The following is a 13581-nucleotide window of genomic DNA, read 5'->3' as shown; positions in this document are numbered from 1 at the left end:
ATGCAGGTTCGATTTCTTTTCCATTTGACCGGATGCGACTCCTGTCGAAGTGCTCAGCGCGGGATGCCGAAAAACGCAATAATGTCAGCTGCCTGCAAGCTATTCACCAAATTCGCGCAGTCATCAGGTCCAGAGAATACCGGCCCTATGAGACTGCTGCCAGACCATCTGGTACCGGGGCCAGTGCTCAGCCCCACCCGCATAACCCTCGAAAACAACGGAAAAATCCGGCCCCAGCCGGATCGGGAGAACGCTTTTGCGAGGGCAAGTGGCGGATGGGGTGTCCGTTCAACCAAATTACTAAGCCTTGTGTTTATTGGTGTTTGCTCTATTCTGCAAGAATAAATGTGCAGCAAGGAGTGCAGCAAAATGGGACCGGAGTCAGATGCTAAAACGAACCTTGATCGTTTGAATTTTGGCGATGCTTTCAGGGAATGCAGGAGTCAAGGCTTCCGGCTACTGGCGTGGCGCGGGCATCTTTACGATCTATCCAAGGTCGATGACGTAGCAGAGGGCTTCGATAAACAGGCCAAGACCGAGCGGCGCGCTGATCAGTGGACGCCCGAACAGCTTGAGGCGATCTACAACATGAGGCATGTCGAGAAGGTGTCGGAATTGGAGTTTCAGCGCAGGCTGCGCGAAAACTTTGTCCATGAACCGGATGCCCCACACCCGCCCGCTGGCCGCATGAGTTCCGAAAAGCCCATCAGGCTCATCCGCATAGAGCGCCAAGATAACGGCGGCTGGCTGGTGGGCGGTGGGGGCGACCGCCTCCACTATCCCAACTCCGATTTATCCGGCGCATTCACCAGCACCGCCGATATGCTGGCCGCCCTGACAGACCTGCTGGAGCAAGATGATGTGAAGCGGGAGGAAGGCCAGTGATTGATCTCGAAGCTGAGGAAATCGTAGCTGATCTGCTCACGCATGAATGGGACGGCGATCACGATGTTATTTTTACGCTTGACGCATCGGCATGGACCGGAAATCCCGATGATATACTTAGAAAGACAGTCATCTCCAGCAAAAAACGGAGCGACCTTAAAGAAGGCGATTTGAAGCTGGGAGCTTATAGGGCTACTGGCTTAATGTTCGAGTTTGACGGAGACACCATAAGACACTGGTTGGCGAAGCGGGAGGAAGGCCAGTGAAGCGATGGTTTTACCTGTGCTTTATGCCCCCAATGTATCTGATTAAGGTGCCGGGGTTGTTGCTGCACTTTGACAGTCGGTTCCCTCTTTATTTCTACATTGCGCGGACATCTATGCCATGGGCGCGCTTCGGTTTGCCCGACAGCAAAATGCGCAGGTGGCATTTTGGGAGGAAAGGCTGATGGGTGATTTACGCGAAGCGCAGTGGGTGGATTTCCTGCCCGTTGACGGGGAAGCAAGATCATTCGCGGTTGGCGACCACGTCCGCGCCACGAACGATCCGAACGAAGCCCCTGAGCGATACATCAAGGTCACACGCATCACCGTGCAGTGCGATCTTCCCGGTCTGCACTGCGATATGTGGCGGGTCTGCGTCTGGTCCGGTGACGCCATGATCGTCGAAGTGCCTTTGCACAACACGGCAGGTGTGGGTTACGCGATGAAAGGGCAGGCCGATGAAGTCTGACCTTCACGATGTCTCTGTGATCTTCCAGCACCAGACAGAGCGCGCGGTCTGCGTGCGCGATGTTGAGGACGGGTCCGACATCTGGATACCGCTATCACAGTGCCAGATTGATGCCCCAGATGGAAACCTGCGCCGGGGCGGGGTGGCGACACTCACGGCCTCGGAGAACCTTCTGACAGAGAAGGGACTGATCTGATGGCGATGATCTATTTCAAGGGCGCAACCGCCTATGAGTGCCAGATCGGGCGGCTATGGTTCCGCCTGCCTTTCTGGAAATACCTGCGGCTGGGTGTCATGCCAAGCATGGGGTGGGGGCTTGTAGAGCGCCGCAGCACCCCGAATGATGTGGAAAATATTTTCGACCGGCTTTCGCTCCAGCGCCCTAAATTTGTTGAAGATTGGAAACATACCAGTAGATCGGCGCAAGAGGCGGTCGATGATATGGTCGATGTCATGGAGTGGCTTCGCGAAGAAGGCAAATTTGAGCAGGCGGATCGCTTGAGGACAATAGCCGGTCGGCTGGCAAGATCGGTTCCGCCTTATCCTGTCTTTAGCGGCCTCGATAGTCCGAGCCTAACACGCAACCTCGCGCGAACATGGCCTAGGCAGTTGACCGTAAAGGAAAGCAAAAAGTTGCTATCCGCCCTTCGCCAGATCACCACAACTCCTGTGCTTTCAGATGCACAGAGAATAGCGCGGGAGGCGCTGGGGGATGAGTGAAGAAGTTGAGATGAAGCCTTGCCCATTTTGCGGGGGCGAGATTGACGATATGGGAAAGGCCGATCACCCAGCCTACTTCGCAACCACGCAAAACCCAACACGCTATGCTGTGAACTGTTCGCGGTGCCTTACAATGGGGCCATTCGCGCCATCAACAAATGGAGCTATCCTTGCATGGAACGCCCGCGCTGCGCCAAAGGTGAAGGCGCTGGAATGGAAGGATTTTGAAGGCATGGGCGCGAAGGCAGGTGCCTATTACCAAGCCAACTATATGATTACGCTTTGGCGGGGGCGCGGTCAGTTTGAGGTTTCATTCTCCTACCCCGGCCACGGGACGGGATACGATGGGGAGAGGTTTCATGACAGCCTTGAAGCCGCCAAAGCCGCCGCACAGGCTGACTATGAAGCCCGCATACTGGCAGCGCTGGAATGACCGCCCCCTTCAACCTTGGCCGCGAAGCCGCGCTGGCCGACAAGCCCCATACAGACTGCCCTATTCCGAAACCAGAAGGTCCAGCCAAAGGGGATAACTACCCCGGCGACTGGGCGAACTGGATGAGTGGATGGATATTGCAGCGCGGCTATATGGGGCTTGATAGCTTTGAGGCATGCACAGAGCTACATGCGTTCATCAGGGCCGGTTTGAAACTGCCGCCACAACACCCGCAGCCCAAGTAGCAAGCCCTGAATGCTTTTCACGACATTCGGTGACGCGGGCACGATCTGCCCGCCAGAGCCGCTCCACCTGCGCCTGCGTCATGTCGCCCGCGGGCAAGGCCACGGCGGCCTGACAGGACTGTGTCAGTGAGGGCGGCGGGGGATTAAGGCGCGCGCCCGATGGCGTCGATCCTTCGCACGCTGTCAGCAGGAAGGGCAACACGCCCAGCACCGTCAGCCGCATCGCCCTGCCGGTCAAGGTCTGCGAGGAGGTCATTTCGTTCCCTTTCCAGTTCAAGGCGTTCGGATTCGGCCTGCGCGGCCTTGGCGGTGACTTCTTCAAGTTCGGCCTCCAGCGCTTCCACGGCTGCATCATGCTGCGCATTTGCCACCCGTTCGCCCCATGCCTTACCCTGCAACAGAGAAACGCCATTGGACGTGACAAGCGCCACCGCTGCGGTGCCTATGATCCATGAACGCGGGATCATTCCTGCACATACGACCAGTGCATCCAGTCCCTTCCATATTTCTTGCCAAAGGAAAGGCCGCCAGATGCTTCGACAATACTCCACCAAGGCGCATATTCCGGGCCTGCGAGGGGCGAATTTGCTGTCGGCGTGTGAAGGCCATTGCGTTCACTGTCAGTATCAACCGCCACCCCGTAGGCGTGGATGGACCAAGACGTGCCGCCGCGGACGCGGCGGGGGTTGAAGCAACCGGCCCAGCGATCAAGACGCAGGCGGCGATATTCAGCCTCGCCATAGTGCTTTGCCGCCTCGGCAAACACCCACGTCATTGCTGGCGCGATCAGTTCATGGCACCGGAACTGGACAATAGTTTCGCTCAAGTTCCATGCCAATACATGCGCAAATGGCAGATGGCACCGGCCCGCTTCGGCGCGGGCATTTCCGGCAGCACCGAACACATTCGGGGCCTGTGCGCGCGTAACTGCGGCAAACTTGGTAGCGCCCTTGATTGGAGTAGATGGGGCAGGGGTTGGCGCGATTGTCGGTCGCGCGCCGCGCAGCGTGGCCCATGTCTGCGACCCTGCGATACCATCGACTTTGAGGCCCATGCGCGACTGGAACTGCCGCACAGCCGCATCTGTGAGCGCGCCGAAATGCCAGTCCACCGTAAGGCGTGGCGATGCACCTGCACTGTTCAGGAGTGTCTGTAAGTCGCGGACAGAAGGCGCGCGCGACCCAAGCCGCAATACTGGATTATTGGCCATGATCCTGCCTCTTGATTTGCTTGGAATATCCATCCAAGCCAAAGGCCCCGCCAACCAGTGCAGCTACCCAAGGCGCGGCACCGTTGACCATCGTGACCATTTGACTGGCGTTTTCAGCCGGTGCCCAAGACAGCGCATAGAGCGTCCATCCATATGCGCCGGCATATAAGGCCAGAACGGCCACGGCTACTTCGCGCTTCCATGTTTTCCGGCGCGGTTCAGCGGTCATTGAGAAATCCCCACTGTTGCGATGAGATAAACCAACAGCAAAGCCATGGCGGCGAGCCATGCCTTGCCCTCCTCAATCACCGTGCGCTTGACAGGGCTGCACTTTTTTTTGAATGACAATTTATCAGCCATTGCGGCCTCCATCTTGTGGAGGCTGGTGTTGACGCGCGTAGCTTTCGACAAGCGCCAGGGCGATCTTTGCGATTGAGATCCCCATCATGCCCGCCACAAAGGCGCTGGCCGCGATGGTTTCAGGATCCTTCCCAAGAGCAGGGATAAAAAAGTTCAGCATTCCGAAGACCAGCGGCCACATGTATGTGGCGACCAGACCGCCTGACAGCGTTTGCACCACCCCGTTTCGCAAATTCTTCTTCTCAGATGCCCACCATCTGATAATCGCGCCAGCGCCCCCCGCGACCGCCACTCGACCGGCCTCACCGGACAACCAAAGTGCAGCGGCAGTGCAGAGATGAACCAGCGCCTCCCAAATCATCACCCACATTCCCTTCACGGCAGTCTCCATATCGGTTTGCATCGCAATTTGCTGCACATTAACACAACATATTGTGCCTGTCATTTTGGAAACCGCTAATTGTAGATTGTCGGGGCGCGGCCCTCACGGATTTCCTGATCAAGGCTGCGATTGATGCGGACACCGTCAACAGTTTCTATTTCGCCGCGAACCCGCGCGCGGAAGGACTGCCGCAAGGTTTGGGACGTGATTGGATAGCCGGGGTATTCGGCGTTGAATTCCTGAATCGCGCGCCGTGTCCTATCCGATAGCGGGCCACCGGCTTTCACTTCTTGATAGGCGTCAGCCATCAGGCGCGATCTGCGCCCTCTGACCCGCATTTCCTCATTCTTCATGAAGCGGTTGGTCTGATACCGCTCGGACACGCGCGCGGGGGTGAAGCCTATGGCCTGCGTCAGCGCCTCGGCGGGGCTGATGTCCTCGATGATGGAATCGCCCCGGAACGTGGTGACGCCTTCGCTGGCATAGCGGATCGCGCGGGACGCATCACGCAGGGCTTTGGGCATGGATGTCTCGAACCCGCGCTGCCACTCGCCTTCCTTCGCCATGTTGAAGGCGCGGAACTGGCTTCCTACAATACCTGCTGCTGGCCCAAGGGCCTGCTCAAGCCAGTGGTTGTAAAGGTCTTGTCCTTCCTGCTGGCGGTCAGGGCGGCGGAACCACAATTCCGGCATACCCATGCGGTTTGACAGGTCCGTGCCGGTCAGGTGGCCGGGAACGCCCTTGAGGATCAGACCCGCCATGTCCCGGCCCAGCGTGTTGACCAGCGCGGCCTTGATTTCTTCCTCGACCTCATCCGCGCCGCCATCGCTGAACAGCCCCAGAAGCGTTGTGAGAAGCGCATAGCCCCATGTCCCGCTGACACCGGCCATCAGCATCATCATGCCCGTGATCCCGATAAGCTGGCCGCGCGCTTCCCTCCGGTCTGCCTCAGTGGCCCCTTGGAATGCCTGATGCGAGTCGCGGAACAGGCGATACAGCATGTTGAGTTGGTAGTTTCTGAAAATTGTAAAAACCCTCACCCAATCGTTGAACTGCAGGCGCGGACGTGACTCTGACTGATAGTCGAAGTGCGTCTTGAGGTTGAGCCTTTTGGCTGTCTGGTATGCCTGTTCTCCGTGCTGGCCGTTCTCCTTTGCCATCCGGTGCGCCGCAATGAACGTGACCTCCCGGTTCAGCACTTCGGCATTGTGGAACATCCACGAAATCACCTTCATCACGCGCTGAACTCGGTCGTTATAGGCAATGCCGCTCTCGGCGTAGTTTGTGAGGTCATGGTTCTGGGTCTTCTCTACCACGCCCTCATCATGTGCGCGCTTGAGCAGCGCCTTCTCCTCGGCGGTCAGGTGCTTGGATTTGAGCAGATTGCCCTTGGCCTGCCCGAACTGGCGCAACCCGCGCGCCAAGTGACGCGCTGCGCCCGCGACCGTCCCGCGCTCGAACGCAGAGGCAAGAACGGGGATACCGACGACGATAGTTTGAGACAGGTTGACCAGCGCCGCGCCGGGGGTCGCGCCCAGATAGTAGACGAAGGCACCTGTGGTGGCGACGGTGGACCATGCGCTGCTCTGCGGGTTCATCACCCAATCGTGGCGCTTCTCCATCTCGTTGACGACCAGCATAGCCCGTGATGGGTCTGCGGCCTCGTTGGCCTCCCTGTGCGCGTCATCAAGAGCAAGGCGCATGTCCTGCCCATACTTCAGGCGGGCAAGCTGGTTTGCGCCGTGGAACATCTGCTTGGAGAAATTGCGAAATGCGTCCTGCGTGAACCCCGGCGTGCCTTTGCGGTGGATCTTGTTCTTGCGAAGCGACAACTCGGGCAAGGTCTCAAGATACTTCTGCCAGATCGCGTCCATGATCGCAGGATCGGTCTCGGACGCGGACAATATCGCCTCGATGTCTGCCACAAACGTAGGATCGAGCATGGATTTCAGCGCCGATCCGGTCGGCATCACGCCGCCCTTGACATCAAAGGTCGGGTTCTCCCGCTTGAGTTGGGCCTGTGCCTGTAGCTGGGCGCGCTCGCTCTCAAACTTCTCGAAATGGACAATCCGGCCCGCCTCATCCTTGACCGTGACCTGATAGTTCCCGTGGCGCATCAAGGGGAAGTAATCGCCCTGCACCTTGTTGCTCTCGAACATGAGCCTTAGCGACTTGAGGCGCGCTGACCTGCCGTAGCCATCGCGCTTCTTGACCTGAGCCAGTTCCTCCTTGGCCTTGGCCTCCTCGGCCTCGCGCGCATCTCCTTCAAGCCCGTCCTCCACGATTTCCTTCATCCGGGCATCATAGCGGCGCTGCGCCCGCTCGACGTTCAACTCCATCGCACGCCGCGCGTTTTCAAGAATGATCTGGCGCTCGGTCTCGCTCATCTCGGCATAGGCATCGCGAACCTTGAGATACATTTCCTGCGCCTTCTTGGGCAGGCGGTCGAATCGGGTCTTGAAGGTGTCGTAGATGTCTTTGTGCCGGGCCTGATATTCGGCGTATGCTGCCTTGCCCTCATCCGTGCGCTTCGGCCTGAAGCTGATAGGCTCTGCGGGGCTGACACCCGCAATGGTGACATCGTGCATCAGGCCCATCAGAACCTCATTGCTCTTGGCGTTCTTTCGGCCCCATGAGCCCCATTCTTCCGCGATGTCGGCCGCCATCTTCTGCCGGTTGTTCTTCATGGCGGAGAAGTCGTGCTTCATGCTTAGATACTTCTGAGCGGACTTGATGTTCTTGGCAAGCTCACGGATCAGGGGTTCACCCGGCACAAGGGCCAGAAGGTTCACACGGTCGCTCTTGCCGCCCATGGCATCGGTCAGAATGTTGCCGATCAGGCCGCGCTCTTTCGCGTCGGTCACGCGCCCGCCATCGGCCAACAATGCCTTAGAATACTCGCCCGCCTTGGTGGCGAAGGTGCCATCAGTGCGGCGGGCCGGGGCGAAGCGGGATTCCGCTGCCACCGCGCCTGTGGTCTGCATGCCGCCCAGCCCGCGCCCACCCACACGGCCAGAGGCAATCCCCTCGAACGTCCGCGCTACCGACTGGAAGCCTTGGCCCCGATACGCATTGGCCAGCGCCTGAAACAGCGCCCGGATCTTCTGGAACGCCCGGTCCAGCCCGCTCCGCTGATCCATGTTGCGCGCCCAGAGGCGGTAAAGCTCGGCCACGCCTTCTTCCAGCCGGTCAGTCTGGTTCAGGTCGGGATACAGATCATCAATCCGCGCCATAAGCGCCTTGTCGCGCCGTGCGGCCGCCACAAGCCCCTGCCACTCGGCCCGCGTGAACAGGCCATAGGGCTTGCCCCACAGGCCCGCATCGCGCAGCGCATGGACTATCTCATGGCGCAGTGTGCCTACGGGGCTGTCGGCGCTGTCGGGATTGACCTCGATCATCGCGCGGCGCCCCTGCCAGCGCCCTTGGATGGGCACGCCAGCCGCATTGAGCAGCCCCCGCGCCACATTGGCGGTGATGCCGCCGCCGGGGATGGAACGGGACAGTTCAGCCTTAACAGCGCTTGCGATCTGGCGCATATCATCGGGGGTGGGGGCAGTATCTGTCTGCGCTACGTTGACAGAACCATCCGCAATGAATAGATTCAGATCATCGGGCGTGCCTTCCAATGCCGACTGACGCGATTCATTCGTGATCCCGCCGGGAAGATCGACCCCCGGACGCCCGATCCCATCCCGATCCATAGTCAAATCATAATGGAACCTGCCATTTGCGTTCTTATGGACAGAAACGGCGAGCGGGTATGTCTCACCATCAATCGACACTGGTGCGGCGATAACGACCCGTTCCAGAACAGCCGGATTGTTCCCCGGCTCAGTCAGCACAATTTCGCCCTGTTCGATTATATTCTTTATCGCGGGAACTGAGCGAAGAAGCACATCGCCTTTTGAACCTGTTGTGCTTTTCCGCAATCCGCGCCGCCCGAACGTGACCGTTCGACCATCTTTCATTTGGGCTGTGGTCCCAGAAAGGTTGTCCCGATACCAGTTCTGCGCAGCCTTGCGAAGTGCCGGCATATCAGCAGCACCGTCAAACGCTACGCCCAACTCATCGCCGCGCAACGTGGCAACAGGCTCTTGGTCTGGGGCAATACGCGATTCTTTGGCCTCGACCTGTGCGGCATCCAAAAACCCGCCGCGCTCTGCGACTGTCTCGAACTGGAATCCGGGGATCGCACCCATCTTGGTATAGGCTGACCAATAACCACCATGCACCTTTGCCAGATTGCGCAACCTGCTGAATTCTTCAGGGGATACGCGCGCATCGATACTGGCCACGAACAGCTTGACCCCTCTCTTGGCATGTGTGGTTTCGGACAGGGTGAAGGTGCTTTGCCCGCTCTCATCCGGCCTTACAGGCTCTACACCCTTGCGAAGCGCCTCAAGGAAGTTATCGCGGGCTTCCATGTTTGGAAAAGAAAACGCCTTCGCATCACGGTCATAGGCGCCGCTTTGCGTATCGGCCTCTTTCACCAGTGCCGCAAATACAGGCCTTTGGATACGCGAAGTGATTTTCACGGTGTCAGGGGTGTATTGGACCTTGAACCCGCCCAGTGTGCGCTTCCCACGGGCATCGTAGACCTCAATATCAGCATCTTTCGTCAACGGCTCACGGCGCGCGTTGATCGTCATATCTTCGATGCGGTCAAACAAATCATTGATATTGTCAACGCTGTCGTAATCCCTGCGCTGATGGTTCAGGGTTTTGGCAACCTCGGCATCGGTATGCTTTTCGATGACAACAACACGGGTTTTGACGCCGGTTCCGGCCCGTCCAAAGGTGGCGGTTGGCAACTTGACCTCTGCGACCTCGTAGAAATCCTTGGCCTCGGTGCTTTCCATCAGGGCATCATAGCGCTTGTTCGCGCTTGGCCCCTCTGGGATCAATGCAACGATACGGCCACCATTGCGCAAGTGCTTCATGGCCTTGGCCACATGCTCCATTGCGGTCTTGCCGCCTGCGCCGAAGGGCGGGTTCATCACAATCGCATCGTATTTGTTGGCGATATGAAGATCCTCGAACCGCATTTGTTCGGCGCGCGCTTCGTTTTGCGCCAGCATGGCACGGCTCAAAAGCCCAAATTCCGGCTCTACAATCGTGCTGTTCACAGTCTCAGGGAAGAACCGCGCGATTGCACCATGCCCAGCAGACGGTTCCAGCGCCTTTTCACCCGGCTTCAGGTCTGCCATTTCAACCATCTTGAAGCCAACTGGCTCAGGTGTTGCGAAATAATCGACACCCTCACGCCGGTCGCGCCGACCTGTGCGCTTTTGCTGGCTGAAATAATAGGTCTTTGCGCGCTCATATGGACTGATTGAGTTGTCCATACGGTCCCGATCCTTGCCGCCGACTCCTTCACCTTCCCCCGGAGTGACTGTATCGCTTTCTGTGAATGCCTCGATAAAGGATTGCTTCAGCGCGCGCGCTTGCTCGCCCATGGCAAGATTTTCAGCAGTGGATGCCCGTTCAGCGATACGCTGGGCAAAGGTGTGCCTCTCCCAATCGGTGCCGGTGTTCAGATAGCGGAAAATAGCGTCTGTGACCTGACCAACCCGATAGATACGGCCTTCCTCCTGAATGGCCGTGGTCGGGCGTGTCGGCATGCCTAAATTGAGCAACACACGCTGGTGCTGGCCTGTGGTATCATGCAGGCTGATACCGGCCTCACCGGCGGCGCTTTGCACCACGATCAGATCAAAGCCCGAACCATCCTCATTGAACAGGCGTTTCGCATCCTCACGCGCCTTTTTGCTTACCGTGCCGTTGTAGATCAGCGCCTTGGGAAAGGCATCGGACAAAGTTTCGATCGGGCTGCGCATGCCGGAAAAGTTCAGATCATCGGACCATGGGTTTTCAGAACGGAACAACTGGTATTGGTCCCGAACCGCATCATTCGGCATGGCGCTGGTGTCAAAGATATTGATGCCGCCGCCGCTGTTGTAATCATGGAAGGCCACGACCTTACGCCCAAGGGCCATGTCGGCCTTGATCATGTCGATTGCGGCTTCTGCCTTGATAGCTTCGAGAAGGCGCATGCGGGTGAGATAGTCGAAGCGCTTGCGCACAAACTCATGTAGATCGTGAAACCGCCTGTCGTTATCATCCCACATCACGCTCATTGCGCGGTCGATCTGCTGGCCAAGGGCCATGCCAGGGCTGTTGCTGTCAGCGATCAGCGCGAAAGCCCTGCTATAATCGGCATCCACGTCCAGAACCCGCGCGGACAGCGCCCCATCGGCCTTTAGGCGCTCATGGAACTGACGCTCCATAACGGCGCTATTCACATCACCTTCGGGGCGGGTGAGCTTGTTGTAGCGCATCCGGTAGCCGAAATTCTGCACCATAAAGGCGTCACGGCCCTCGGCGGTGTTGTAGCCGCCCTTGTTCTCCACTGCGGGATAGTCGAACAAATATCCCTCGGCATAATCAACGTTCTTGTCATAAGCGAACGGGGTTGCCGAAAGGAACACGGCCTTGCTGCGGTCTTGGGCAGCGAAGCGCTCGACATGTGCCTTTCTGCGCTCGCTCAGTTTCTGATGGAGTGCTTCTTGCTGTTGAACCAGCGCATCCACACGTTGCAGCTGGCGCTGATCCTCGGATTTTCTGGCCGCGTCGATTTCGTTACGCAGCGCCCTTACCTCCGAAACCAATTCATGCTCAAGCATGTCGGCACGATAGGCATAGCCACGCGGGTGGTTTGTAATGGCGCGGAAGGTGTCAAGCGCGGCTGTGCTGTCCCCACCCTCGTTTTGCATCAACGTCTGGGCTTCATCGGCGACGACCAGGTCAAAATCGCGGGTGGCAAGAAAAACGTTTTCACCCAGATTTGCATATGTGGTGATAGAAATTCCGTCACCGGCATCCCTGATGCCATCCAGTGCCTTAACATCAAGGCCAATATCACCAGCGGACTTGATCCAGTCCGATATGATACCTTGGGTGGGCGCTATGATTAGAGTGCTGTTCTTCCCCTGCAAGGCGAAGCGCTTGACCACGCCAAGACCCGAAAAGGTCTTTCCGGTCCCAGTTCCGTTGGTGAACATCATGCCGTGATTGTCGGGGTTCTGGAAGCGTGTCTCAGCCTTCAGAACGTCCTGCTGCTGGCTCTCGAACAGCAGGGGCAGGGTTTCAGCGATATTGTCAGGGTCAGCCAGCTTGACAGGGATACGCGCTTTATCCGCCGCTTTTTGCGCGGCGATGCGTGCCTTCAGGTCGGCTCGGTTTCCAGCAGGGCTTTGAGGGCTTCCTGATCTTCCTCCGTCAGATTCCGATCCAGACTGGCTATCAGCACCGCTTCTTCCGGCGTCTCCACGTTCGGGAACGCCTGCGCCAGAATCGGGCGCTTCTGCACCAGCTTCGCTATCGCGACCCGCTCCCACAGAAGTGGCATCATCACCAGATAAGCGTTGATCACTGACTGATCCACGCCCTGTTCCTGAAGCTGCCGCTCCTTCACTTCCAGTTCCGCGTTCATCAGGTGCTGCGGCTGCGGGAACACCCTCAGCCCCCAATCCGTCACTGGGTTGTGTTCCGCTACTTGGTTCCAGATTTCCGCTGGCATCTGATACATCTGCGTCACCTTCTGCATTCGCTTCTTCCACTGTAGCAGATTCAGCGGCGTTGCGCGATTCCTCTGCGCGAAATGCTCTTATCTCGGCCATAACATCGCTGGAACTGTCCATATCGGACACGTCATCACCTGCCAAATCCATGTCATCACGAATCTGGTTGTAAGCATTGCGTGCATATGGCTGGGCCTGATCAAACGAAAGCCCCATTCGCTCCATCATGGTATTGATCAAGTCGCGGAATCGCCTGCGGCCAGCACGCACATAAAGATTGCCGATTTTCAGGGCAATCGACACCATATCCGGATCAAGCCCTGAGCTGGTCTGGCCCTTAAACTTGTCGACAAACTGCGCTTCAAGCGCGGCAAGTTCTGTATTCTCTGCTTCGGAAAGTCCCTTGATGGCTTTGGATGCAGGGACAGGGGCGGGTTCGTGGTCAGTTTCTTCCGCTTCGGGTGTAGCCTCTGCCTGCGCCCCGGAGGCATTCTGATTGTTCAAGCTCGCCAAATACTCTCTGATCGGGACCGCTTCATATTTTTCCGTGTTGAGGGCATCAACCTTTTTCTGATCAGTCGTCTCCATCACGACTTCGCCGGTATCCTTGTTGCGGATCACCCAGCTCGCAGGATCACGGGGGGCGGGATCAGCGCTCTTTATAGGGCCCGCACGCAAATTTGCTTCGCTTGGTGACGTGCTGTGCGTGCGAATGCGACTGTCGTTCGGGTTTTTCAGCCAATTACCATCGCTTTCAACTACAGATTCCACGGTGACGGTGAAGCCGCCATCATCATCAGGTAAGTAGGACAAAACCCTGTCTGTTCCGCCATAGCTTTTGACGATGTTCCCCGGCGTAAAGTAATCGGCCAGCGCTGCCTTGCGTGCCTCACGTTTCTGCTTTGGTGTTTTACTTTTAGGCTTAGCGGTCGCCTGCGCCCCCTTCGTCGCGGGCTCAACCATCTTCATAGGCTTCTGCCAGCGAGCCTGATCATTCAGCGCCGCGCCCAGATCGGCCACGCTCATGGCCGTTA

The 13581-nt window shown here is 57.9% G+C and carries 12 protein-coding genes; 7 read left to right on the top strand and 5 right to left on the bottom strand.

Annotated features, from left to right (window positions below; translation table 11 throughout):
- Positions 1–369 precede the first annotated feature (369 nt).
- From ACTZWY_RS12185 to ACTZWY_RS12155, 7 genes are all read left to right on the top strand, one after another.
- Positions 370–885 carry a hypothetical protein gene (locus ACTZWY_RS12185; protein ID WP_444790984.1) on the top strand — a complete coding sequence of 172 codons (516 nt, stop codon included), beginning with the start codon at positions 370–372 and terminating at the stop codon, positions 883–885.
- Entirely contained in the window at positions 882–1151 is a 270-nt protein-coding gene (locus ACTZWY_RS12180) for a hypothetical protein (RefSeq protein ID WP_444790983.1), read from the top strand. The genes ACTZWY_RS12185 and ACTZWY_RS12180 overlap by 4 nt, the downstream gene beginning before the upstream one ends.
- A 181-nt stretch (positions 1152–1332) precedes the next feature.
- Positions 1333–1617: a hypothetical protein gene (locus ACTZWY_RS12175; RefSeq protein ID WP_444790982.1), complete on the top strand. Its 285-nt coding sequence runs from the start codon at positions 1333–1335 to the stop codon at positions 1615–1617.
- The gene (locus tag ACTZWY_RS12170) at positions 1607–1813 is read left to right on the top strand and encodes a hypothetical protein (RefSeq protein ID WP_444790981.1); all 207 of its coding nucleotides are present in this window, start codon (positions 1607–1609) and stop codon (positions 1811–1813) included. The genes ACTZWY_RS12175 and ACTZWY_RS12170 overlap by 11 nt, the downstream gene beginning before the upstream one ends.
- A complete protein-coding gene (locus ACTZWY_RS12165; RefSeq protein ID WP_444790980.1) occupies positions 1813–2337 on the top strand; it encodes a hypothetical protein in 525 nt (174 codons plus the stop codon). The genes ACTZWY_RS12170 and ACTZWY_RS12165 overlap by 1 nt, the downstream gene beginning before the upstream one ends.
- Positions 2330–2770 (top strand): hypothetical protein, encoded by a 441-nt coding sequence (locus ACTZWY_RS12160; protein WP_444790979.1) that lies wholly within the window; start codon positions 2330–2332, stop codon positions 2768–2770. The genes ACTZWY_RS12165 and ACTZWY_RS12160 overlap by 8 nt, the downstream gene beginning before the upstream one ends.
- Positions 2767–3015, top strand: a complete 249-nt coding sequence (locus ACTZWY_RS12155) for a hypothetical protein (protein ID WP_444790978.1) — start codon at positions 2767–2769, stop codon at positions 3013–3015. Before ACTZWY_RS12160 ends, ACTZWY_RS12155 begins: the two co-directional genes overlap by 4 nt.
- 143 nt (positions 3016–3158) lie before the next feature.
- Here ACTZWY_RS12155 and ACTZWY_RS12150 read toward each other — a convergent pair whose 3' ends face one another.
- The 5 genes from ACTZWY_RS12150 to ACTZWY_RS12130 all read right to left on the bottom strand — a co-directional run bounded on the left by ACTZWY_RS12150 (position 3159) and on the right by ACTZWY_RS12130 (position 13573).
- Positions 3159–3482, bottom strand: coding sequence for a hypothetical protein (locus tag ACTZWY_RS12150; RefSeq protein ID WP_444790977.1), 324 nt, complete (start codon positions 3480–3482; stop codon positions 3159–3161).
- A complete protein-coding gene (locus ACTZWY_RS12145; RefSeq protein ID WP_444790976.1) occupies positions 3479–4225 on the bottom strand; it encodes a peptidoglycan-binding domain-containing protein in 747 nt (248 codons plus the stop codon). Before ACTZWY_RS12145 ends, ACTZWY_RS12150 begins: the two co-directional genes overlap by 4 nt.
- Entirely contained in the window at positions 4215–4514 is a 300-nt protein-coding gene (locus ACTZWY_RS12140; RefSeq protein WP_444790975.1) for a hypothetical protein, read from the bottom strand. The genes ACTZWY_RS12145 and ACTZWY_RS12140 overlap by 11 nt, the downstream gene beginning before the upstream one ends.
- A gap of 63 nt (positions 4515–4577) precedes the next feature.
- Positions 4578–4988 (bottom strand): hypothetical protein, encoded by a 411-nt coding sequence (locus ACTZWY_RS12135; RefSeq protein ID WP_444790974.1) that lies wholly within the window; start codon positions 4986–4988, stop codon positions 4578–4580.
- Positions 4989–5041: 53 nt separating this feature from the next.
- Complete coding sequence (locus ACTZWY_RS12130; protein WP_444790986.1) at positions 5042–13573, bottom strand: PLxRFG domain-containing protein; 8532 nt, start codon at positions 13571–13573, stop codon at positions 5042–5044.
- Between the last annotated feature and the right edge of the window lie 8 nt (positions 13574–13581).

Origin of the sequence: Roseinatronobacter sp. NSM (assembly GCF_052379845.1) — a bacterium.
Classification (GTDB): domain Bacteria; phylum Pseudomonadota; class Alphaproteobacteria; order Rhodobacterales; family Rhodobacteraceae; genus Roseinatronobacter.
Note: the sequence above shows the minus strand (reverse complement) of the source record. Positions and strands in the feature narration are given on the sequence as shown.

Excerpts from the sequence above, each read along its gene's own strand:
- ACTZWY_RS12160 (WP_444790979.1), top strand. The coding sequence starts at position 2,330 with ATGAGTGAAGAAGTTGAGATGAAGCCTTGCCCATTTTGCGGGGGCGAG.
- ACTZWY_RS12185 (WP_444790984.1), top strand. The coding sequence starts at position 370 with ATGGGACCGGAGTCAGATGCTAAAACGAACCTTGATCGTTTGAATTTT.
- ACTZWY_RS12140 (WP_444790975.1), bottom strand. The coding sequence starts at position 4,514 with ATGGCTCGCCGCCATGGCTTTGCTGTTGGTTTATCTCATCGCAACAGT.
- ACTZWY_RS12170 (WP_444790981.1), top strand. The coding sequence starts at position 1,607 with ATGAAGTCTGACCTTCACGATGTCTCTGTGATCTTCCAGCACCAGACA.
- ACTZWY_RS12150 (WP_444790977.1), bottom strand. The coding sequence starts at position 3,482 with ATGATCCCGCGTTCATGGATCATAGGCACCGCAGCGGTGGCGCTTGTC.
- ACTZWY_RS12155 (WP_444790978.1), top strand. The coding sequence starts at position 2,767 with ATGACCGCCCCCTTCAACCTTGGCCGCGAAGCCGCGCTGGCCGACAAG.
- ACTZWY_RS12130 (WP_444790986.1), bottom strand. The coding sequence starts at position 13,573 with ATGAGCGTGGCCGATCTGGGCGCGGCGCTGAATGATCAGGCTCGCTGG.
- ACTZWY_RS12175 (WP_444790982.1), top strand. The coding sequence starts at position 1,333 with ATGGGTGATTTACGCGAAGCGCAGTGGGTGGATTTCCTGCCCGTTGAC.
- ACTZWY_RS12165 (WP_444790980.1), top strand. The coding sequence starts at position 1,813 with ATGGCGATGATCTATTTCAAGGGCGCAACCGCCTATGAGTGCCAGATC.
- ACTZWY_RS12135 (WP_444790974.1), bottom strand. The coding sequence starts at position 4,988 with ATGCAAACCGATATGGAGACTGCCGTGAAGGGAATGTGGGTGATGATT.
- ACTZWY_RS12145 (WP_444790976.1), bottom strand. The coding sequence starts at position 4,225 with ATGGCCAATAATCCAGTATTGCGGCTTGGGTCGCGCGCGCCTTCTGTC.